This window comes from Nocardiopsis deserti, from assembly GCF_008638355.1.
GTDB lineage: Bacteria > Actinomycetota > Actinomycetes > Streptosporangiales > Streptosporangiaceae > Nocardiopsis > Nocardiopsis alborubida.
In genome coordinates, this window is record NZ_ML703347.1 from 385953 (window position 1) to 406146 (window position 20194).

Annotated in this window: 18 protein-coding genes; 16 read left to right on the top strand and 2 right to left on the bottom strand. The window is 72.3% G+C overall.

The window, feature by feature from the left end; translation table 11 throughout:
• Positions 1–61: 61 nt before the first annotated feature.
• From FYW99_RS01730 to FYW99_RS01740, 3 genes are all read left to right on the top strand, one after another.
• Positions 62–769 carry a hypothetical protein gene (locus tag FYW99_RS01730; RefSeq protein WP_190394527.1) on the top strand — a complete coding sequence of 236 codons (708 nt, stop codon included), beginning with the start codon at positions 62–64 and terminating at the stop codon, positions 767–769.
• Positions 770–986: 217 nt separating this feature from the next.
• The gene (locus tag FYW99_RS01735; protein WP_150249281.1) at positions 987–1703 is read left to right on the top strand and encodes a histidine phosphatase family protein; all 717 of its coding nucleotides are present in this window, start codon (positions 987–989) and stop codon (positions 1701–1703) included.
• A gap of 169 nt (positions 1704–1872) precedes the next feature.
• Positions 1873–2250 (top strand): SSI family serine proteinase inhibitor, encoded by a 378-nt coding sequence (locus tag FYW99_RS01740; protein WP_150249284.1) that lies wholly within the window; start codon positions 1873–1875, stop codon positions 2248–2250.
• 104 nt (positions 2251–2354) lie between these two features.
• On the opposite strand, the gene radA is transcribed toward FYW99_RS01740, so the two are convergent.
• The gene (radA, locus tag FYW99_RS01745; RefSeq protein WP_150249286.1) at positions 2355–3737 is read right to left on the bottom strand and encodes a DNA repair protein RadA; all 1383 of its coding nucleotides are present in this window, start codon (positions 3735–3737) and stop codon (positions 2355–2357) included.
• A 171-nt stretch (positions 3738–3908) separates the two neighbouring features.
• On the opposite strand from radA, the gene FYW99_RS01750 reads away from it, so the two are divergent.
• The 12 genes from FYW99_RS01750 (at position 3909) to ccsB (ending at position 17448) form a co-directional block, all read left to right on the top strand.
• Complete coding sequence (locus FYW99_RS01750) at positions 3909–4826, top strand: SGNH/GDSL hydrolase family protein (protein WP_150249289.1); 918 nt, start codon at positions 3909–3911, stop codon at positions 4824–4826.
• Positions 4827–5055: 229 nt separating this feature from the next.
• Positions 5056–5673, top strand: a complete 618-nt coding sequence (locus FYW99_RS01755; protein WP_150249292.1) for a C40 family peptidase — start codon at positions 5056–5058, stop codon at positions 5671–5673.
• A 368-nt stretch (positions 5674–6041) separates the two neighbouring features.
• Positions 6042–6980, top strand: a complete 939-nt coding sequence (locus FYW99_RS01760; RefSeq protein WP_150249295.1) for a sugar phosphate isomerase/epimerase family protein — start codon at positions 6042–6044, stop codon at positions 6978–6980.
• 112 nt (positions 6981–7092) lie between these two features.
• Positions 7093–7887, top strand: a complete 795-nt coding sequence (gene proC, locus FYW99_RS01765; protein WP_150249298.1) for a pyrroline-5-carboxylate reductase — start codon at positions 7093–7095, stop codon at positions 7885–7887.
• A 615-nt stretch (positions 7888–8502) separates the two neighbouring features.
• Positions 8503–10062 carry a DUF1109 domain-containing protein gene (locus FYW99_RS01770; protein ID WP_223838636.1) on the top strand — a complete coding sequence of 520 codons (1560 nt, stop codon included), beginning with the start codon at positions 8503–8505 and terminating at the stop codon, positions 10060–10062.
• 178 nt (positions 10063–10240) lie between these two features.
• On the top strand, positions 10241–11401 hold the full coding sequence (locus FYW99_RS01775; protein ID WP_150249301.1) for an acetoin utilization protein AcuC: 1161 nt from the start codon (positions 10241–10243) through the stop codon (positions 11399–11401).
• Between the two features lie 262 nt (positions 11402–11663).
• Positions 11664–12461 (top strand): phosphatase, encoded by a 798-nt coding sequence (locus FYW99_RS01780; protein WP_150249304.1) that lies wholly within the window; start codon positions 11664–11666, stop codon positions 12459–12461.
• Between the two features lie 245 nt (positions 12462–12706).
• Positions 12707–12910 carry a helix-turn-helix domain-containing protein gene (locus tag FYW99_RS01785; RefSeq protein ID WP_013155995.1) on the top strand — a complete coding sequence of 68 codons (204 nt, stop codon included), beginning with the start codon at positions 12707–12709 and terminating at the stop codon, positions 12908–12910.
• A 281-nt stretch (positions 12911–13191) separates the two neighbouring features.
• A complete protein-coding gene (locus tag FYW99_RS01790) occupies positions 13192–13950 on the top strand; it encodes a TlpA family protein disulfide reductase (protein ID WP_394350322.1) in 759 nt (252 codons plus the stop codon).
• On the top strand, positions 13950–14756 hold the full coding sequence (locus tag FYW99_RS01795) for a cytochrome c biogenesis CcdA family protein (protein WP_150249307.1): 807 nt from the start codon (positions 13950–13952) through the stop codon (positions 14754–14756). Before FYW99_RS01790 ends, FYW99_RS01795 begins: the two co-directional genes overlap by 1 nt.
• Positions 14756–16459 carry a cytochrome c biogenesis protein ResB gene (gene resB / locus FYW99_RS01800; protein WP_150249310.1) on the top strand — a complete coding sequence of 568 codons (1704 nt, stop codon included), beginning with the start codon at positions 14756–14758 and terminating at the stop codon, positions 16457–16459. Before FYW99_RS01795 ends, resB begins: the two co-directional genes overlap by 1 nt.
• Positions 16456–17448: a c-type cytochrome biogenesis protein CcsB gene (ccsB, locus tag FYW99_RS01805; RefSeq protein WP_150249313.1), complete on the top strand. Its 993-nt coding sequence runs from the start codon at positions 16456–16458 to the stop codon at positions 17446–17448. The genes resB and ccsB overlap by 4 nt, the downstream gene beginning before the upstream one ends.
• Before the next feature lie 282 nt (positions 17449–17730).
• On the opposite strand, the gene FYW99_RS01810 is transcribed toward ccsB, so the two are convergent.
• Complete coding sequence (locus FYW99_RS01810; protein WP_150249316.1) at positions 17731–18705, bottom strand: LacI family DNA-binding transcriptional regulator; 975 nt, start codon at positions 18703–18705, stop codon at positions 17731–17733.
• Positions 18706–18891: 186 nt separating this feature from the next.
• Here FYW99_RS01810 and FYW99_RS01815 point away from each other — a divergent pair, with 186 nt between their 5' ends.
• Positions 18892–20175 carry a pectate lyase family protein gene (locus tag FYW99_RS01815; protein ID WP_150249319.1) on the top strand — a complete coding sequence of 428 codons (1284 nt, stop codon included), beginning with the start codon at positions 18892–18894 and terminating at the stop codon, positions 20173–20175.
• Positions 20176–20194 lie beyond the last annotated feature (19 nt).

The window sequence follows — 20194 nt, forward strand, 5'->3', positions numbered from 1 at the left end:
GTCAAGTACCGGACAACCAGGAGCCGTCAGCCGCGAGACCTACTGGAAGCGGCGTGCCTTCGTGCTGGCCGGGGCCCTGCTGGTGCTCGCGCTCATCGCGTACGCCTGCCGTCCCTCAGGCGACGGGAGCGGCGAGCCGACCCGCTCGGACGCGGGCATCGAGGCCTCTCCCAGTGTCTCACCCACCGAGCCCTCCGCGGACGCGAGCGAGGAACCCGGGGCCGACCCCTCCGAGGGGGCGCGGGAGAGCGCCGACCCCTCCGAGGGCGCTGAGGACTCCGAGGGCTCCGACGGCGCCGCGGCCGGTGACGGCGGCTCCGCCGGGGGCGGGGAGGGCGGCGAGGTGCCCGCTCCGGAGCGTCCCGAGGACCTCTGCCGCCCGCAGGACGTCGTGGTGACCTTCGAGTACGCGGAGGAGGGCCAGGAGGTCTACGGCGCCGGCGTCAACCCGGGCTTCAGGATCACCGTGGTCAACACCGCCGAGCAGACCTGCACCGTGGACGTGGGCGGCGGGGCCATGGAGATCCGCATCCACTCGGGTGACGACCGGATCTTCTCCACCGCCGACTGCGCGGAGAACAAGAGCGCGGAGAAGCGCCAGATCAGCAGGGGCGTCCCGCACGAGTACACGTTCACCTGGGAGCGGCTGCGCTCCTTCGAGGACTGCCGCGGCACCGACGCCTCGGCCCAGCCCGGCTGGTACCGGGCCAACCTGCACGGGGACTACGCCGGGGACCAGCCCGAGCTGCCGTTCCAGCTCAAGGCCTGAGCCGCCGCACGACACGGGGCCGGGGGACGCGCGACCCCCCGGCCCCGCGGTGACGGTTCCGCGATGCGGAGGGCCCCTTTACGCCACCGGAGTTGGGGGATACTCTTCCTGCGGTTGGGAGCGCTCCCAAGCGGGCGCTCCTCCGGGGGTGCCCGCTCTCGCCTCCCAGGGAGTCTCCACTGGCGCCCCATGGGCCGACACGGAGGAGGGCGCGGCGATGCGCTACCGCGGACCGGCGGAGCTGACGGTCGTCCGCCACGGGCAGAGCGTGTTCAACGCCGCCCTGGCCGCCGCCGCGCGCGACGGCGGGCGCCTGGACGCGGCGGACCTGCCCGCGCGCAACGCCGACGTGGACCTCACCCCGCTGGGCGAGCGCCAGGCCCGCGCCGTGGGCGCGGGCTGGTTGGCACCCCTGCCCGGCGACCGGCGGCCCGGCGTCGTGTTCTCCTCCACCTACCTGCGCGCCCGCCGCACCGCCGGGCTGGCGCTGGAGGCGGCCGGGCTGGACCTGCCCGTGCACCCGGACGAGCGGCTGCGCGACCACGACGGCGGCCCCTTCACGTTCATGACCCCGGCCATGGTCGACGAGTACGACCCCGGCGAGGCGCCCCGGCGCCTGGCCGACCGGACGCACCACCGTCCCGAGCGCGGTGAGTCCCTGGCCGACGTCCTGCTGCGGCTGCGCTCGTTCCTGCGCGACCTGTGCGCGGAGTACCCGGGCGAGCGTGTGCTGCTGTTCGCCCACGAGCCGGTCGTGGTCCTGCTCCGGGGGATCCTGGAGGGCCTGGAGGAGGCCGAGGTGTGGCGGGTGAGCAGGGGGGAGCCCGCGGCGGCGGCCTCGGTCAGTCGTTGGACGGCCGACGCGGGGGGAGACCTGCGGCCCGACGGCTACGGAGTCGTGGGGCACCTGGCGGGAGTGTCGGCACGGGGGTGACGGGGACTCCGACATAACCCCTATTTCCTTGCTTTTCGCCCGGAAATCGGGCCTGGCCGGAACCCCGGCGCAGGGAAATTCCGGCGACCTCGCGGAAAAGTGGCAGCTTCGCGTAATGGTTCGATTACCATCCGTGCTGTCTGGAATCCGCACGTCCCTGGAGGCTGTCGTGAATAGCACCGTCCCGGCCCTGGCCGCCGCTCCCGTCCTCGCCCTGGCGCTCGCCGTGCCCGCGCACGCCGCTGAGGCGGCGCAGACCGGCGACAACGGCTACATCCTGCGCGTCCACGGCCTCACCAGTGGCGAGACGCGGGAGGCCACGCTGGTGTGCGCCCCCGTCGCCGCGGGCACGCACCCCAGAGCCGAGGAGGCCTGCGAGGCCATCGCCGAGGCCGGTTCGCTGGCGGAGGTCAGGGGTGAGGAGCAGGCCTGCCCGTTCGTCTACGACCCGGTGGTCGCCGTGGCCTACGGCACCGAGGACTACCGGGAGGAGTTCTCCAACGAGTGCGTGCTCATGAGCGAGAAGGGCGCGGTCTTCGACTTCTGACGCGCTGGCCGGAAGCGCCGCCGGTGCGGCGCGGGGCCCCGGACCGTGATGTTCTTGTACTCAGGGCGTCCGCCAGTGGTTGCTCGACCCGGGCGCGCTGGCGCTCAGTCCTCGTCCCGGGGGGCGCGGGCCCGCCGGGACCGCCGGGCCACCCGGCTCAGGGCCTCGCTCAGCTCCTCCACCTCGTGGACGCGGATGCCCGGGATCGGGTCGCCGAAGTGCTTGGGCACGACCGCCTCGGTGAAGCCGAGCCGCTGCGCCTCCGACACCCGGCGCCGCACGCCGCTCACGGTGCGCACGTCGCCCGCCAGGCCCACCTCGCCGATCGCGATGAAGCCGACGGGCAGCGCGACGTCGTTGTTGGAGCTGGCCGCCGCCATGGCCAGCGCCAGGTCCACGGCGGGCTCGGTCAGCTTCACGCCGCCCACCGTGGAGGCGTACACGTCCATGTTGGCCAGCTTCATGCCCGTGCGCTTCTCCAGCACGGCCAGGATCATGTTCACCCGCGAGGTGTCCAGGCCCGAGGTGGCCCGGCGCGGCGCGGGCAGCGGGGTCGGCGCGACCAGGGCCTGGACCTCGGTGATGAGCGGTCGCCGTCCCTCCAGGGTGACGGTGACGCACGTGCCCGGGACCGGGTCGGTGCGCTCGGTGAGGAACAGTCCGCTCGGGTCGGGCAGACCGACGATGCCGGACTCGGTCAGCTCGAAGCAGCCGATCTCGTCGGTGGGCCCGTAGCGGTTCTTGACCGCGCGCAGCAGCCGCAGCTGGGAGTGGCGCTCGCCCTCGAAGTGCAGCACCACGTCCACCAGGTGCTCCAGCATCCGCGGACCGGCGATGGACCCGTCCTTGGTGACGTGGCCGACCAGGACGGTGGCGATCCCGCGCTCCTTGGCGATCTGGATCAGGGCGCCGGTCACCTGCCGGATCTGGGTGACACCGCCCGGGACGCCGGTGGTGTCGGGGGAGACCATGGTCTGCACCGAGTCCACGATGAGCAGCCGGGGACCGACCGCGTCCACGTGGCTGGCCAGGGAGGCGATGGAGGTCTCGGCGGCCAGGTAGAGCTTGTCGGAGAGCGCGCCGAGCCGCTCGGCGCGCAGCCGCACCTGTCCGGCCGACTCCTCTCCGGTCACGTACAGCACGGGCCCCTCGGCCGCGCGCATCGCGGCGACCTCCAGCAGGAGGGTGGACTTGCCCACGCCGGGCTCACCGGCGAGCAGCACCACGCCGCCCGGGACCGCGCCGCCGCCCAGCACCCGGTCGAGCTCGTCGACGCCGGTGGGGACGGCCTCGGCGCTCTCCACGCTGATCTCGGTGATGGGCCGGGCCCGGGAGGTGACGGGCGCGGGCGCGACGGCGGAGGGCGCGGGGGCGCCGGCCTCCTCGACCGTGCCCCAGGCCTGGCACTCGCCGCAGCGCCCCACCCACTTGAGGGTGCTCCATCCGCACTCGGCGCACCGGAACGTGGTCTTCGCTGCCTTCGCCATGGTGGCAACGCTAGCGGCTCCCTGGGACAACCCCGCCGGAAGGAGTAAAGGGACCTTTCGGAGACACATGAAAGTTACCTACGAGTTAGGGGCCTTCTCCCGTAGGGCGTGTTAAAGAATTCCTAGGGTCCGACAGCTCCAACGCCCCCGCTCCACGGAGAGGAAACCCGCGTGCCCCGTACATCCGCCACCGCCGCGTCCCGATTCCCGCGCCGTGCCCTGGCCCCCGTGGCCGCCGCCGCGCTGGGGTCGGTGCTCCTGGCCGCCGCACCCGCCACCGCCGAGACCGCGCAGGCGCCCGCCTTCGACAGCTACGTCTCCCTCGGCGACTCCTTCGTCGCCGGTCCGCTCATCCGGGAGGAGCGGGTCAGCAGCAGCATGCCGCTGCTGGGCTGCCTGCGCACCTCCAACAACTACCCCACGATGCTCGCCGAGCGGCTGGGCGTCACCGACTTCACGGACGCCAGCTGCTCGGGAGCGGTCGTCAACGACCTCTACGAGCCGCAGTTCGACGACACGCCGCCCCAGTTCGACGCCCTGACGCCGGAGACCGACCTGGTCACGGTCGGGATCGCGGGCAACGACTTCGGCTTCTCCGAGGTGCTCCTGGAGTGCGCCAAGCAGAGCCTGACCAACCCGCTGGGCGACCCGTGCGCCGAGCACTACGGCGACGAACTCGACCAGCGCGTCGAGGACCTGCGCCCGGTGGTCGCGGGGGTCTACGCCGACATCGCCGAGCGCAGCCCCGACGCCACCGTCCTGGCCGTGGGCTACCTCCAGATCCTGCCCGAGAGCTGGGGCTGCTGGCCGAGCACGCCCATCGCGGTGGGCGACGTGCCCTTCCTGGACGAGGCGCAGACCTCGCTGAACGCGATGATCGCGGAGGAGGCCGAGGCCCAGGGCGCGGTCTTCGTGGACGTCTTCGAGCGCGGCCACGACGTCTGCCAGTCCTCCGACACCCGCTGGGTGGAGGGCCTGATCCCCGAGAACGGGGCCCCGGTGCACCCGAACTACAAGGGCATGGTGGCCACGGCCGACTTCGTGGGGGCCGAGCTGGGGGTGCCGGTGCCCGTGGACGACGCCGCGTAGCCCAGGGTGATCGACCTCCGAGGAGGGGAGCCCGTTCGATGGTGACCTGACCGCTTTCGTCCTCCGAAGGTCAAGGACTCTTTACCTTCTTTGATGGCTGATCGAACTACGGAGAGTGACATATCGCGTGGTCTGTGTGACGAATGGTGAGGGCGTCGCGACAGGGAGATCCGCGTCACAGTGACGTGGGCGCCGCGGCGCTCCGAGCGAGAGCGGGAGAACCACCGTCATGCGAATACCGCGTCACCACGAGCAAACGCAGGCCTGTCGTTCCACGGACCCGGGGCGGCAGGCCTCGCCCGTTTCTCCGCGCCGGAGCGGCGGGCGCGCGCTCGCCGTCGCCGCGCTCACCGCGGCCGCCCTGACCGCCGGTACGGCGCCCGCGCTCGCCCAGCCGCTCCAGCCGCCGCAGCCGGTGCGACCGGCGCAGCAGGCCGCGGCCACCGCGCAGGACTCCGCCGGACCGCGACGCGTCCACCTGTCCCTGGCCACGTCGACGGTGGAGGACGCCATCAGCGCCGCGGAGTCGAAGAAGGGCACCCCCTACCGCTGGGGAGGCACCGGCCCGAACGGCTTCGACTGCTCGGGACTCGTGCAGTGGGCCTACAAGCAGGCCGGGGTGGAACTGCCCCGCATCGCCCACGACCAGGTCGGCGCCGGAACGCGGGTCCCCTACTCCGACGCCCGCAGGGGGGACATCCTGTACTGGGCCGACAGCGGCGGCTACGCCTACCACGTCGCCATCTACCTCGGCGACGGGCGCATGATCGACGCGCCGAACTCGGGGGACCACGTCCGTGAGCGGGGCGTCCACAAACACGATCTCGCAGGTGCCGTGCGGCTGTGAGACGGGCAGGCCTCGCGCAGCGCGCTGACGGCCGCCCCGCACGCCCCGGGGAGTGAACCCGGCCAGCCCCGAGCGGCACCCCTGCACCAGGTGCCCCGCCTCCACCGCGACACGGCCGCGTGGTCCCGCGCACGGACCCGACGGCGGCGCGGCAGGCACGGAGGGCGACACGACCCGCACGACCGCCCCGACGACGTGGCGGTCGGCAACCACGAACCAGGGCTCCGCGGGTGCACCCGCGGACCCCTTCACCACCGTCGCGCGACGGGGACCCGCACCCTCCGTGGGGGAGGGCGTGGGGAGAACGGCACGCCGCGTTCACGCGGGCGGTACGCACACGAGGCGCGTTAGCGCATAGTCTGGGTCGCGTGAGCCCTATCCAGGTCCCAGACGCGCCCGTCGTCCTGTCGTCGGCGTCGGTCTACCCGGAGAAGACCCCGGCCGCCTTCGAGATCGCCGCGAAGCTGGGGTACGACGGCGTGGAGGTGCTCGTCTCCTCCGACCCGGCAAGCCAGGACATCGACCTCCTGCGGCGCCTCTCGGACTACCACCAGATCCCCGTCACCGCGGTCCACTCGCCCTGCCTGGTCCTGACCCAGCGCGTGTGGGGCAGGGAGCCCTGGGGCAAACTCGTCCGCTCCAAGGAGATGGCCGAGGCCCTGGGCGCCAAGACGATCGTGGTGCACCCCGCCTTCCGATGGCAGCGCGACTACGCCCGTGAGTTCGAGACCGGTATCTCCCGTATGCAGGACGAGACCGACGTCGTCTTCGCGGTGGAGAACATGTACCCGGTGCGCGTGCGCGACCGCGAGGTCGTCCCCTACGCGCCGAGCTGGAACCCGCTCGACCGGGACTACCCCGACGTCACGCTCGACCTGTCGCACACCGCCATGTCCGGCTCCGACGCCATGGACATGGCCAAGCGCCTGGGCGACCGCCTCTCCCACATCCACGTGGCCGACGGCATCGGCGGCCAGAACCTCGACGAACACCTCATCCCCGGGCGCGGACGCCAGCCGGTGGGCGAGCTCCTGGAGTACCTGGCCGGGAACGGCTTCGGAGGCCAGCTGGTCCTGGAGGTCAGCACCCGCAAGGCCCCCGACCGCCAGGCGCGCATGCGCGAGCTGGCCGAGGCCCTGGCCTTCACCCGGCTGCACTTCGCCCGGACCGCGGGCCCCGGCGACCGGACGCGCGACCGCCGCGAGCGCATCGCGCTGCTGCGCCGCGCCCCCTCGGAGCCGCCCCGCCGCTTCGCGGTCGACGAGGGCGGCACCGTGGACGACAAGGGCGTCGTCGACCCCGAGTGAGCCCGGCCCGCCGCAGGGCCGGGGCGCACCGGGAGTCCACGGAGTGGGACGCGGTGTCCACGCGGGGTAGTCCGTGCCGTTAGCGTGGAGGTATCCGCAGGAAGGACCCTTCATGATCGCCATCATCGGTGCCGGGAAGATGGGCGAGGCTCTGCTCGCCGGAATGCTGGCCAAGGGCCACGCGCCGGAGGACGTCCTCGTCACCGAGCCGCGCGAGGAGCACGCCGGGGAGCTGCGCGCCCGCTACGGGGTCGATGTGGTCCCGGCCGCGGACGCGGCCAAGCGCGCCGACACCCTCCTGCTCGCGCTCAAGCCCCAGGACATGGTGGCGCTGCTGGACGACCTGGCTCCGCGCCTGTCCTCCGCCTGCCTCGTGATCTCCGTCGCGGCCGGGATCACCACCGCCGTGCTGGAGGAGCACCTGTCCGCCGGGACCCCCGTCGTCCGGGCCATGCCCAACACGCCCGCCCTGATGGGGCAGGGGATGACCGCGATCGCGGGCGGCGCCCACACCGGAGAGTCCCACCTGGACCGCGCCGAGGCGCTGCTGGGCACGGTCGGCGAGGTCATCCGCGTGGGCGAGCAGCACATGGACACCGTCACCGCCATCTCCGGCAGCGGACCCGCCTACTTCTACTTCATCGCCGAGACGATGATCGAGGCCGGTGTGGCGATGGGGATGCCGCGCGCCACCGCGCAGAAGCTGGTCGGCCAGACCATCACGGGCGCCGCCGCCATGCTCAACGGCTCGGGCGAGCACCCGGTCGTGCTGCGCGAGGCCGTCACCTCGCCGGGCGGCACCACCGCCGCCGCGCTGCGCGAGCTGGAGCGGCACGGTGTGCGCACGGCCTTCACCGACGCCATCGAGGCGGCCCGGGACCGTAGCGGCGCGCTCTCCGGCAGCTGACGCGCTACCCGGAACCGGTGGTGGTGTGACGCAAGGGGTTCCGACCCCGATGATCTTGTACTTGTAGCCGATGTCGGCGTCCGAACCTCGCTGCAAGTACAAGATCACGGCGGACGAGGCGAGGGGAGATGGCCGGAAGCGGCCCGTCCTGCGGGGTCCGTCGTCGGCGGTCCTGGGTAGTGTCTTTGGTGAAGGGTGTACACGGCCCCCTCGGTCCCGTACGCGCGGGATCTCCCCCATCTCCCGATCCCAGGGTCCTCCATGACTTCTTCCCCTCCCCCGCCCGACCCTTCCCAGCCGCCCGGCGGAGGCTTCCCGCCCCCGGGACACACGCCCTCAGTCCCGAGCGGCGGCAACCCCACGGGGGGCAACCCCGTCCAGGGCGGTCCGAGCGGCGCCAACCCCACGGGGGGCAACCCCGCCCAGGGCGGTCCGAGCGGTGGCAACCCAGCCGGAGGGGCCTTCCACGGCGGTGCGCCCGCCGGGGGCACGCCCGCGGGCGGGATGCACTCGGGCGGTGTGCCCGGTCCGCCCCCGGGCGGGATGCCCCCCGGAGGGAGGCCTCCGACGGGGCCGCCCCCCATGGGGCCGCCCCCCGGCGGTAGGCCGCCCGGCATGATGCCGCCTCCGGGCGGCATGCCCCCCGGCGGCATGCCCCCGGGGCAGTTCGGCCCGCCGCCGCCCCCGAAGCCGCCCAGGCTCGGCCTGTTCTCCTCCCCGTCCGCGCTGCGCACCTCGCTGCTCAACGCCTCGGGCATGGGGGCCGGATACGCCTACCTGCGCCAGTGGCCGTTCTTCGCCGCCGCGCTCGTCATCACCCTCGGCCTGCTGGTCACCGCCGCCGTCCTCGGCGCCGCCGACAACCTCCTGCTGTGGGTGTCGATCTTCGCGGCCTGGTTCGTCGCCGCGGCCGTGCACGGCCTGTTCGCGGGGCGCTCCCGCGACGAGCGCCTGCTCGGCGGGGGAGAACAGCCATCCAGGCGGGCGCTTCCCCTCTTCACCGCCGCCGGGCTGGCGGTCGCCCTGCTGGCGGCCCTCACCGGCGTGTGGCAGGCGGGGGAGTGGCGGCTGCGCGTCGCCGACGCCGCCCACGCCCGCGGCGAGTGCGGCGCCTCCGAGGCCGTCGCCGCCTACGGGAGCGTGGAGGACCTCTTCCAGCTCTCCTTCTCCCCGTCGCTCATGTCGCGCGCCCGCGCGGGCGCCGAGGCCTGCGCGCTCCTGGAGCGCGCCCAGTCCGACGTGGCCGCCGAGGAGTACGGGCAGGCCCTGGACTCCTACGCCGCCTACTTCGAGCACCCCTCCGCCCGCTGGAATGACACCGACGGCGAGGTCGCCGACATCCACCTCTCCTACGCCGCGGACCTGGTGGCCTCGGCCGAGGAGGACTTCGGCGGAGAGGTCACCGACGAGTACCGCGAGAGCATGCGGCGGGCACACGAGATCTACATCGTGATCCCGGTGGACTACGAGGGCACCGAGGCCGCGGGCCAGGTCCCCACCGCGCTCACCGAGCTCTACGGCACCGGCACCGCCGAGTACGCCGCCGAGAACTGGTGCGCGGGCTTCGACCAGATCGACATGTTCTCCGACCTGGCCTGGGACGCCGCTCCCGAGATCGCCGAGCGCATCACCACCGAGCGCCCCGACGCCGCGTTCAACTGCGGCTGGGAGAGCGTGGACGGGGGCTCGCTCGACACCGCCGACGAGATGGTCGTCCTCCTGGAGACGGAGTACCCCGACCACGAGACCGACGAGGTCGAGCGGATGGTCACCCACATCGGCGCGGGGCGCATCGAGGAGAGGATGGACGCCATGACCTCGATCGGCGAGGTCGACTTCGCGCCCGCTCCCACCGGCGGCTCCGGCAGCGACAAGAGCGTCCTGGAGATCACCAACAACACCCCGTACGAGATGCAGTTCCTCTACGTCGGGCCGGACGCCGTCCACGAGGAGATCATCACCCCCGCGTGCGAGAACTGCGAGGTCTACAGCTCGCCGCCCACGGGCAACTCCTGCTTCGACGACGGCGAGGTCATGCGCGTCGAGCTCGAACCGGGCGAGTACCGGGTGCTGCTCACCTCGAAGGACTCGCTCTTCGGGGCGGCGCCCCTGCACGGCACCGTCGACTTCTCCGGAGGCGACCTGTACGAGTCCTGCTACTTCGTCACCGAGTAGCCCGGACGCCGAGGCCCGGACAGCGCGGTCCGGCACGGGGATCGGCCCCGTGCCGGACCGGGCCATCCAAACCCCGGGGTTCGTCCACGCGTGCGGTTGTGCGTACTGTGTGCTTCGGAGCACGCACACCTGAAACGGGGGTCACCACATGGGAGGGCGCACGTCCTGCTCGCTTCGGGTGGCATGGGACGACGGACTCACGGCCTACGACTTCGGTCCGCAGCACCCGATGGCGCCGATACGCGTCGAGCTGACCATGGCGCTCAGCCGCGAGCTCGGCGTGCTGGACGCGCCGGGGGTCGGACTCCTGGACGTCGAACCGGCCTCGGACGAACTCCTGTCCCTCGTGCACGATCCCGCCTACATCGAGGCGGTCAAGCGCGCGGGCCGCACGCTGGAACCCGACGACGCCCACATGCTGGGCACCTCCGACAACCCCGTCTTCAAGGACATGCACGACGCCGCCGCGCTCATCTCCGGCGCGTCCGTGGCCGCCGCGCGGGCCGTGTGGAGCGGGGAGACCGCGCACGCGGCCAACATCGCGGGCGGCCTGCACCACGCCATGCGCGGCAACGCCTGGGGTTTCTGCGTCTACAACGACCCGGCCCTGGCCATCGCCTGGCTGCTGGAGCAGGGGGCCAAACGCGTCGCCTACGTGGACGTGGACGTCCATCACGGCGACGGCGTCCAGAACGCCTTCTACAACGACCCGCGCGTGCTCACCATCAGCCTCCACGAGTCCCCGGCGACGCTGTTCCCCGGCACCGGCCAGGCCTCCGAGACCGGCGGCCCCGACGCCGAGGGGTACGCGGTCAACGTCGCCCTCCCCGCGGGCACCGGGGACAACGGCTGGCACCGGGCCTTCGACGCCGTCGTGCCGCCGCTGCTGCACGAGTTCCAGCCCGAGATCCTGGTGACCCAGCAGGGCTGCGACACCCACGCCCTGGACCCGCTCGCCAACCTCACCCTGAGCGTGGACGGCCAGCGCCGCGCCTACGCCGAGCTCCACGAGCTCGCGCGCAAGACCGCGGGCGGCCGGTGGCTGCTGTTCGGCGGCGGGGGGTACGGGCTGGTCCACGTCGTCCCCCGCGCCTGGACCCACCTGCTGGGCGAGGCCGCGGGCCGCCCCATCGACCCCGACACCGAGACCCCGCAGCGCTGGCGCGACTTCGTGCGACAGCGCACGGGGGAGCTGGCGCCGCTGTACATGACCGACGGGCGCGAGGTCGTCTTCGACCACTTCGTGGACGGCTACGACCCGGGCGACCCGGTGGACCGGGCCATCCACGCGACCCGGACCGCGGTCTTCCCCAGCCACGGGATCGACCCGAGCCTCTAGGGAGCGGACCTTCCGCTCCGCCGTGACCCGGGCCGCGGATCGCGGATCCGGTGTCGGCAGGGGTTCAGGGGGCTCCGAACAGCTCACGGGACGGCTCCCATAACACCCCGGTGTCGACCGGTGTGAATTCCGGAGGAGCCGCGCGTGTCGCGTCCGAAGCGGGTAGGACAGAGGTTGAATACCGGGCGAACAGGAGCAGGCGTCGTGGTGGCCGCCCAGCGTGGCGCACGCTCGCTGCGCAGACGAGGAAGGGGAGCGCCAGGTGACGCCGCCGACACGCGCTGAACTGATCACCTATCTGGTGCGCACGGGAATCGCCGGGCACGTCGACACCCCGCGACAGAACAACCTGCGGCACTACCGGCGGCTCGTCCAGAAGGACCCCTACCACCAGTTCGGCCTCACCTTCTCCCACGACTGGACCTTCTCGGAGGTCCTGGCGCTGATGAGCAAGCGCTGCGGTGTGGTGGCCGACGAGGACTACGTGTGGGGGATCGACACCATCGACCCCGACCTGACCATCGACGCCCTGGAGGCCCTCGCTGACCGGCTGGCCCTGGCCGCCGAGCGCCGGGAGCGGGTCATGTTCGCCACCGGTCACCCGCGCAACCTCCGCGAGACCTACCGCGCCTGGAAGGACGCCCTCGCCGAGCGCGGCTGCCAGATCATCACCGCTGGTGGCGGATATTCCTACGAAGTGACCACAGAACGCCCTCCGAACCGAAGGATCGTGGTGTGGGAGGACGACATAGCCATCGTCACGGACGGTCGCCTCGCACGCCACAGCCACCACCCCTTCGCCATGCGTGCCATCCTCGGGGACCTCGCGGACCGCGGTGAGGCATGGCCGCAGTTGGTCATCGCCGATCACGGGTTCGCGGGTGCGGCCGGTGAGGCGGGAGTGCCCGCGATGGGCTTCGCCGACTGCAACGACCCCGCCCTCTTCCTCGCCGAGGCCGAGGGGAAACTACTGGTCACGGTGCCTTTGGACGACGGTTACCTGACCGAGGACTACGCCCCGCTGCGCGAATACGTTCTCGCACGAGCCGGTCTCCTGTGAGTGGGGAAGACCATTTATACCCACCGTTAAACCTCATCCGACCCGCCATCAACACATAGCGCCGAAGACAGCCCCAACGGCCTTTCGCTGAGGCGAACTCGGCTCTACTCTGAAAACGGACGTGTCAGTAGTGACAGCGTGACACGCTGGCGTGGTTTGGGGCGGGCACACCGGGGTCGCCGCCGCACACCGCGCCGGTCCCAAGGGTAGACAATGCTCACGTCCGGGAATGAGGGCGTCGAAAGATGAACGGGAGCAAGCCGCCTCTCGAAGAGGTCAGGTTCCTGACCGTGGCGGAGGTAGCCACGATCATGCGTGTGTCCAAGATGACCGTTTACCGAATGGTGCACTCGGGAGTTCTCCCCGCGATTCGCGTGGGGCGTTCCTACCGGGTCCCCGAGCGGGCCGTGCACGACTACCTCCGCGAGGCTTTCGTCGAGGCTGGTTGACGCAGGGCCCGGCCGACCGGGGCCGTCCCCCGGCCCCCGGTCAGCCGACACACCCGGGGGGCGGTGTCTGACGGCCACCGCCCCCACCGGGGTCTCCACCCTCCGCCGGGGTCCTCCACCCCCTCACCGCGCGCCGTCCGGCGCACGACGGGGCCGTCCCCACCCCCACCGGCCGCGGTACCCCCTTGTGCCGGGGCGGCCGAACGGGCTCCAGGGCATCTACTACACTTTGTCGTTGTTGTAGTCCGCCCTGTTCACACCCCGTTCGCGAGGTCCCCTCGATGCCCAGAACCAGCACCGGCACGCGCCGAGGCCGTGCCGTGCCGCGCCTGGCGGCGGCCGGACTGGCCGCCGTACTCGCCCTGACCGGCTGCGCCGGGGGCAACGAGATCCAGGCCAGCGACGAGGAGAACCGCTTCATCTCCGGAGACGGAAGCGCCACCGCCTTCGAGACCGCCGACCGCACCGAGGCGCCCGAGGTCACCGGCACCACCCTCGACGGCGAGGAGGTCTCCCTCAGCGACTACGAGGGCGGCATCGTCGTCCTCAACGTCTGGGCGAGCTGGTGCGGCCCCTGCCGCGCGGAGCAGCCGGTCCTGGACGAGGTCCACACCGAGTACGCGGAGCTGGGCGTGGACTTCCTCGGTGTGAACATCAAGGACGACGAGACGGCCGCGCGGTCCTACCAGGCGAGCATGGGGGTCCCCTACCCGAGCCTGTACGACCAGCCCGGTGCGGTGCCCCAGGCCTTCCGCGACACCGTGCCCCCGCGCTCCATCCCCAGCACGCTCGTCATCGACCCCGAGGGCCGCATCGCCGCCCGCGTCATCGGCCCGACCACCTACGGCCAGCTGACCGAGCTGCTCAACCCGCTGGTGGTCGAGTTCGACTTCGGCGACCCGGAGGAGCGTCCCCGGGTCGCGGAGCAGGAGGCCGAGGAGACGGCGTCCCAGGAGGAGGGCGGCTCCGGCGGTGCGGACTCCGCAGACCCGGGCCCGGGCGACGCGGAGGACGACGGCGGGTCCGGGGGCGAGGGCTGATGGACCCCATCGGCACCACCGTCCTCACCGGCTCCCTCCTGGCCGCGATCCCGCTGGCCCTGGCCGCGGGCCTGGTCTCCTTCCTCTCGCCCTGCGTGCTCCCGCTCGTGCCCGGCTACCTGTCCTACGTGACCGGGATGAGCGGCACCCAGGTCCGCGAGCGCACCGCCTCGGCCGCGGGGGGCGGCACCGCCACCGTCGCCGACGTCGACGCCGAACTGGCCTCCCGCCGCTGGACCATGGTCACGGGCAGCGTCCTGTTCATCGCCGGGTTCACCCTGGTGTTCGTCGCCGTCGGCGGCTTCATCGGCTGGCTCGGCGAGCTCCTCATGGACTACACCGACCCCATCACCCGGGTGCTCGGCGTCCTCACCGTCGTCCTGGGCCTGGCCTTCATGGGCGTCATCCCGGGCTTCGGGCGGGAGCTGCGCTTCCACCGCCTGCCGCGGGCCGGACTGGCGGGCGCGCCGCTGCTCGGCGTCCTGTTCGGCCTGGGCTGGACCCCCTGCATCGGGCCCACCCTGGCCGCCGTGCAGACCCTCGCCTTCGTCGAGGGCGGCGCCGGGCGCGGCATGCTGCTGTCCCTGGTCTACTGCGTCGGCCTCGGGCTGCCGTTCGTCCTGGCCTCCCTCCTCTACCGGCGCGCGCTGGGCACCTTCGACTGGCTCAAGCGCCGCACCCGCACGGTCACCGTGATCGGCGGGGCCATGCTCGTCCTGGTCGGCCTGGCGATGGTGACCGGGCTGTGGACACAGCTGACCATCGCCATGCAGGGCTGGGCCGCCGACTTCCAGACGGTGATCTGATGAGCACGACCGCGAACGACCAGGGGACCGGAACCGGTTCCCACGACGAGGAGAGCGCCCGGCCGAGCCCCAGGGGCCTGGGCGCGGTCGGCTGGCTGCGCTGGATCTGGCGCACCCTCACCTCGATGCGCACCGCCCTGATCCTGCTGTTCCTGCTGGCGGTCGGGGCCATCCCGGGCTCGATCCTGCCGCAGAACGTGGTGAGCGTCGACGAGGTCAACACCTACTTCCAGGAGAACCCCGAACTGGCGCCCTGGCTGGACCGGTTCTACCTCTTCGACGTGTTCTCCTCGCCCTGGTACGCGGCGATCTACCTGCTGCTGTTCGTCTCCCTGGCGGGCTGCGTGCTCCCCCGCGCGCTGGCGCACGCCCGCGCGGTGCGGGCCCGCCCGGTGCGCACGCCCAAGAACCTGGGCCGGATGCCCTACGCGGCCTCGTTCACCACCGACGCCGACCCCGAGACGGTGCTGGAGCAGTCCCGCAAGGTCCTGCGGCGCTACCGGGCCGAGCGCTACGGCGACTCGCTCTCCACCGAGACCGGCTACCTGCGCGAGGCCGGGAACGTCCTGTTCCACCTGGCCCTGCTGGGCCTGCTGCTGGCGCTGGCCGCCGGGTCCTTCCTCGGCTACCGCGGCAACATGCTCCTGGTGGAGGGCGACGGGTTCGCCAACACCCTGACCTCCTACGACGCCATCTACCCCGGACACTGGACCGACACCGACTCCCTGGAGCCCTTCTCCATCCACCTGGACGACTTCGAGGCCTCCTTCATCGAGGACGGCGACCTGCGCGGGCAGGCCGAGTCCTACGTCGCCGACCTCACCTACAGGGAGACCCCCGACGCGCGGGAGGAGCGGCACCGGCTGGAGGTCAACCACCCGCTGAGCGTGTCCGGCGTGCAGGTCTACCTGCTCGGCCACGGGTACGCGCCGGAGTTCGAGGTGCGCAACGGCGAGGGCGACGTGGTCTTCGACCAGGCGGTCCCCTTCCTGCACCGGGACACGGCCTCCTACACCTCCGACGGCGTGGTCAAGGTGCCCGACACCGGGGGCGAGCAGCTCGGCTTCGTCGGCGTGTTCCTGCCCAGCGCGGTGGAGACGTCCGAGGGGGAGCTGGTGTCCAACTTCCCGGGCGCCGAGAACCCCCGGATCACGCTGGAGGGCTACCAGGGCGACCTGGGCCTGGTCGACCCGCAGTCGGTCTACCAGCTGCGCACCGGCGGCATGGAGGAGCTCGGCAGCTCCCCCGTGATGGAGATCGGGGACACCTGGGAGCTGCCCGAGGGCGCCGGGTCGATCACCTTCTCCGGCTACAAGGAGTACGTCAGCCTCCAGATGAACCGGGACGGCGCGCGGCTGCCCGCGCTGACCGCGGCCTCCCTGGCCGTGGCCGGGCTGGTCATCACCCTGTTCGTCCGTCCGCGCCGCGTGTGGGTGCGCGCGACCAGGGGCGGGGACGGCCGCACCCGTGTGGAGCTGGCCGCCCTGGGCAAGACCGAGGCGGCGGGCAACAACGTGGAGTTCCACGAACTCACCACGGAACTCGCCGGACGGCTCCGGAGCCGGTCCGACGGGGACCCCGGCTCCGCACCGGACAGCCCTCCGGGCCCCGAGCCGGACCTCGACCCGGACCCGGCTCCGGGCTCCGACCCCCATCCGCCATCCGACCCGCCAGAGTCGACGACACAAGGGAGTGACCGGTGACGTACACGCTCGCCGCACAGGTGGACGAGGTGATGACGTCAGTCAGTGACTCGTTGATCATCGCGATGATCGTCACGTACGCGGCTGCGCTGTTCCTCTTCGCCATCGAGGCCGCCTACGGACGACGCACCAAGCTCAGGGCCGGTCGGCTCATGCCGGTCAACGCCGGCGCCGAGTCCGGCGCCGACGACGGCATCGAGGTCAACGTCCGCAGCACCGAGGCGGAGGCCAGGGCCTCCCAGAGCGTCCTGGGCAAGATCGCCCTGGGCGTGACGACGTTCGGCTTCGTGATGGGCGTCGCCCAGATCATCGCCCGCGGCCTGGCCGCCGGGCGCTGGCCGTGGGGCAACATGTTCGAGTTCGTCGTGGCCCTGTGCCTGGTCGCGGTGGGCGGTCTGCTCTTCGCCTCCTACCGGTACCAGGCGCGCTTCCTGGGCGCGTTCGTGCTGGTCCCGGTGCTCGTCCTGCTGGGCATCGGCGTCCGCTGGCTGTACGTGGACCCGGGCCCGCTCATCCCCGCCCTGCACTCGTACTGGGTGCCCATCCACGTGACCGCGACGATCATCGCGGGCGGCGCCTTCATGGTCTCCGGCGCGGCCGGTGTCACCTACCTCGTGGCGCACCGGGCCGAGGCCAAGCGCGCGCTGGGCGAGAAGGTGGCCGGTATCGCGGGCCGCCTGCCCAGCCCCGAGCTGCTGGACCGGATCTCCCACCGGTTCATCCTCTTCGCCTTCCCGCTGTGGACCTTCGGCATCATCGCCGGTTCCATCTGGGCGGACGAGGCCTGGGGCCGCTTCTGGGGCTGGGACCCCAAGGAGGTCTGGTCGTTCATCTCCTGGGTGATCTACGCGGCCTACCTGCACGCCCGCGCCACCGGCGGCTGGCGCGGGCCCAAGGCCACGTGGATCAACGTGGTGGGCTTCGCGACCATCCTGTTCAACTTCTTCGCGGTGAACTACATGTTCAGCGGTCTGCACTCCTACGCCTGATCCCGACTGACGCACGGGGCCCCGCCACGGCGGGGCCCCGTTTGCTCCGGGGCTCCGCTCCGCCCCGTGTCCGGGCGTCCGGAGAGCGGGAACCCTCGCCGCCTCCCGTGTGATGGCTCGTTCCTCGCGGCCCCACGTCCGACGCCTCCAGAACCCCGCGGGTGCCCGGACGCGCCTGCCCGGGGGCTCCGCCCGCCCGTCGCCCGCCACCGCCCGCGGGGGCGCTTCGCGCAGGGGCGGGCCACCGCCCCCAACGGACGCTACGCGCGGTGCCCCCCGTGTTCAGGCGGGCGGGGGAGCGGTGGACCCGCGCACCACCAGGCGGGTGTCCAGGGTGACGGTGCCGGGGGAGTCCTCGCTGCTGATGCGGTGCAGCAGCAGGTCGATGGCGGAGCGCCCGGCGGCGGCGGTGGGCATGTCGACGCTGGTCAGGCCGCAGTGGCGGGCGGTGTGGGTGTTGTCGACGCCGACGACGCTGAGGTCGCCGGGCACGGACGCGCCCAGGGCGCGGAGCTCCTGGACCAGACCGAGGGCGACCAGGTCGTTGTAGGCCAGGACGGCGGTGGCGCCGAGGGCCAGCACCCCGGGGGCAGCGGCGGCACCGCCCTCCTCGGTGGGCTGGTTGGGGCCCACGTTGTGCAGGACGAGGCCGCGGCGCAGGGCGGCCTCCTCCGCCGCGCGCTCCAGGCGCTGGTTGGTCCACGACGCGCGCGGGCCGGTGAGCAGGGCGATCTCGCGGTGGCCGAGGGAGGCGAGGTGGTCCACGGCCTGTGCGGCGCCCGAGGCCACGTCCATGAGGACGGCGGGCAGCCCGACGGGCTGGCGGTTGACCACGACGAAGGGCACGTCGGCGCTGAGTTCGGCGATCAGGCGGTTGCTCAGGCGCGGCGCCACCAGGAGCGCGCCGTCCACCTGCGTGGCCATGGAGCGGATCAGCTCCTCCTCCACGCGGGCCTGTTCGTCGGTGTCGGCGACGAACACGTGGTGGTCGCTGCGGCGGGCGTGGGCCTGCGCGGCCTTGATCAGGGGCGGGAAGAAGGGGTTGGCGATGTCGGCGACGATCAGCCCCAGGTTGCCGGTGCGGCGGGTGGACAGGGCGCGCGCGGCGCGGTTGGGCCGGTAACCCAGGGCGCTGGCGGCGGCGAGCACGCGGGTCCGGGTGTCGGGGTTGACCAGGTGCGCGGCGGAGAAGGTCCGGGAGACGGTGGAGACGTGCACCCCGCTCGCCAGGGCGACGTCCTTGATGGTCACGGCCACCCGTGGCCTCCTTCAGTGGGGAACGGTTCGAGGTTACTGGCAACCGGTTGTGGTTGACCAGTGCGTGCTTTGGGGGGCGGTGCCTGGTTTTCCGGGGTTTTCCGGGGTGGGAGGGGTTGACGCGGATCCGACTCCTGGGAGATGTTCTTGCAACCGTTTGCAGTTTCCCCCCTGAGGAGCAGAACCATGCGCAGGCTCGTACTCCCTCTGAGCGCGGTGTTGGTGATGACCGCGGTCGCTCCCGTCCAGGCGGCGCCCGACGTGGGCAGGCAGGTCCTGCCCGAGGGCGACGGCTGGGCCTCGGCCGGAGGCGGGACGACGGGAGGCGCGGACGCCTCCCCGGAGAACGTCTTCCGCGTCTCCACAGCACAGGAGTTCCGCGAGGCGGTGAGCGGCGACGAGCCCAAGATCGTCCACGTCGAGGGCCTCATCGACGCGAACACGGCACCGGACGGCACGCCCCTGTCGTGCGGGGACTACGCCGTGGACGGCTACACGCTGGAGAACTACCTGGCCGCCTACGACCCCGAGGTGTGGGGCTGGCAGGACCCCAGCGGCCCGCTGGAGGAGGCCCGCGAGGCCTCGTCCGCCGCCCAGGCGGAGCGGATCCGGGTGGAGGTCGGCTCCAACACGACCGTGGTGGGGGCCGGGGACGGCGCCGAGATCACCGGGATGAGCATCCGGGTGGTGGGCGCGCGCAACGTCATCCTGCGCAACCTCACCCTCTCCGACACGCACGACTGCTTCCCCGGCTGGGACCCCGGCGACGGCGGTGAGGGCAACTGGAACTCCGAGTACGACCACCTGGAGGTCTCCGGCTCCACGAACGTGTGGATCGACCACAACACGTTCGACGACGGCGACAACCCGGGCTCGGAGCTGCCGGAGTACTTCGGGCGCAGGTACGAGGTGCACGACGGCCTGCTCGACATCGTGCGCGCCAGCGACCTGGTGACGGTGTCGTACAACCACTTCGACGGCCGCGACAAGGCCATCCTGGTGGGCAACAGCGACGGCCGCACCACCGACCGCGGGTACCTGCGCACCACCTGGCACCACAACCACTTCGACGGCCTGGGCCAGCGCGCGCCCCGCGTGCGCTACGGGCAGGTGCACGTCTACAACAACCACTACACGGTGGCCACGGACCTGTACCAGTACAGCCTGGGCGTGGGCTTCGAGTCGCACCTGTACGCGGAGAACAACCTGTTCGACCTGCGCGACGGCATCGGAGCCGGGGAGGTCGTCGCCAACTGGGGCGGCACCGACATCGTGGAGCACGGCAACGCGGTGATGGAGGACGGCCGCGGGCGCGTCACGGAGGTCGACCTGGTGGAGGCGCACAACGACGCCTACCCCGACCAGGCGCTGGGCACCGACCTGACCTGGGTGCCGCAGTACTCCACGCGGGTGGAGCCGGTGCACGCGGTCCGCGGCGTGCCGCGTGAGGCGGGCGCCGGACTGCTCTGAGCCCGGCACTCCCGGCGTG

Coding starts and splice junctions, on each gene's coding strand:
- FYW99_RS01795 (WP_150249307.1), top strand. CDS start 13,950: ATGGACCCCATCGGCACCACCGTCCTCACCGGCTCCCTCCTGGCCGCG.
- FYW99_RS01815 (WP_150249319.1), top strand. CDS start 18,892: ATGCGCAGGCTCGTACTCCCTCTGAGCGCGGTGTTGGTGATGACCGCG.
- resB (WP_150249310.1), top strand. CDS start 14,756: ATGAGCACGACCGCGAACGACCAGGGGACCGGAACCGGTTCCCACGAC.
- radA (WP_150249286.1), bottom strand. CDS start 3,737: ATGGCGAAGGCAGCGAAGACCACGTTCCGGTGCGCCGAGTGCGGATGG.
- FYW99_RS01735 (WP_150249281.1), top strand. CDS start 987: ATGCGCTACCGCGGACCGGCGGAGCTGACGGTCGTCCGCCACGGGCAG.
- FYW99_RS01770 (WP_223838636.1), top strand. CDS start 8,503: ATGATGCCGCCTCCGGGCGGCATGCCCCCCGGCGGCATGCCCCCGGGG.
- proC (WP_150249298.1), top strand. CDS start 7,093: ATGATCGCCATCATCGGTGCCGGGAAGATGGGCGAGGCTCTGCTCGCC.
- FYW99_RS01785 (WP_013155995.1), top strand. CDS start 12,707: ATGAACGGGAGCAAGCCGCCTCTCGAAGAGGTCAGGTTCCTGACCGTG.
- FYW99_RS01755 (WP_150249292.1), top strand. CDS start 5,056: ATGCGAATACCGCGTCACCACGAGCAAACGCAGGCCTGTCGTTCCACG.
- FYW99_RS01790 (WP_394350322.1), top strand. CDS start 13,192: ATGCCCAGAACCAGCACCGGCACGCGCCGAGGCCGTGCCGTGCCGCGC.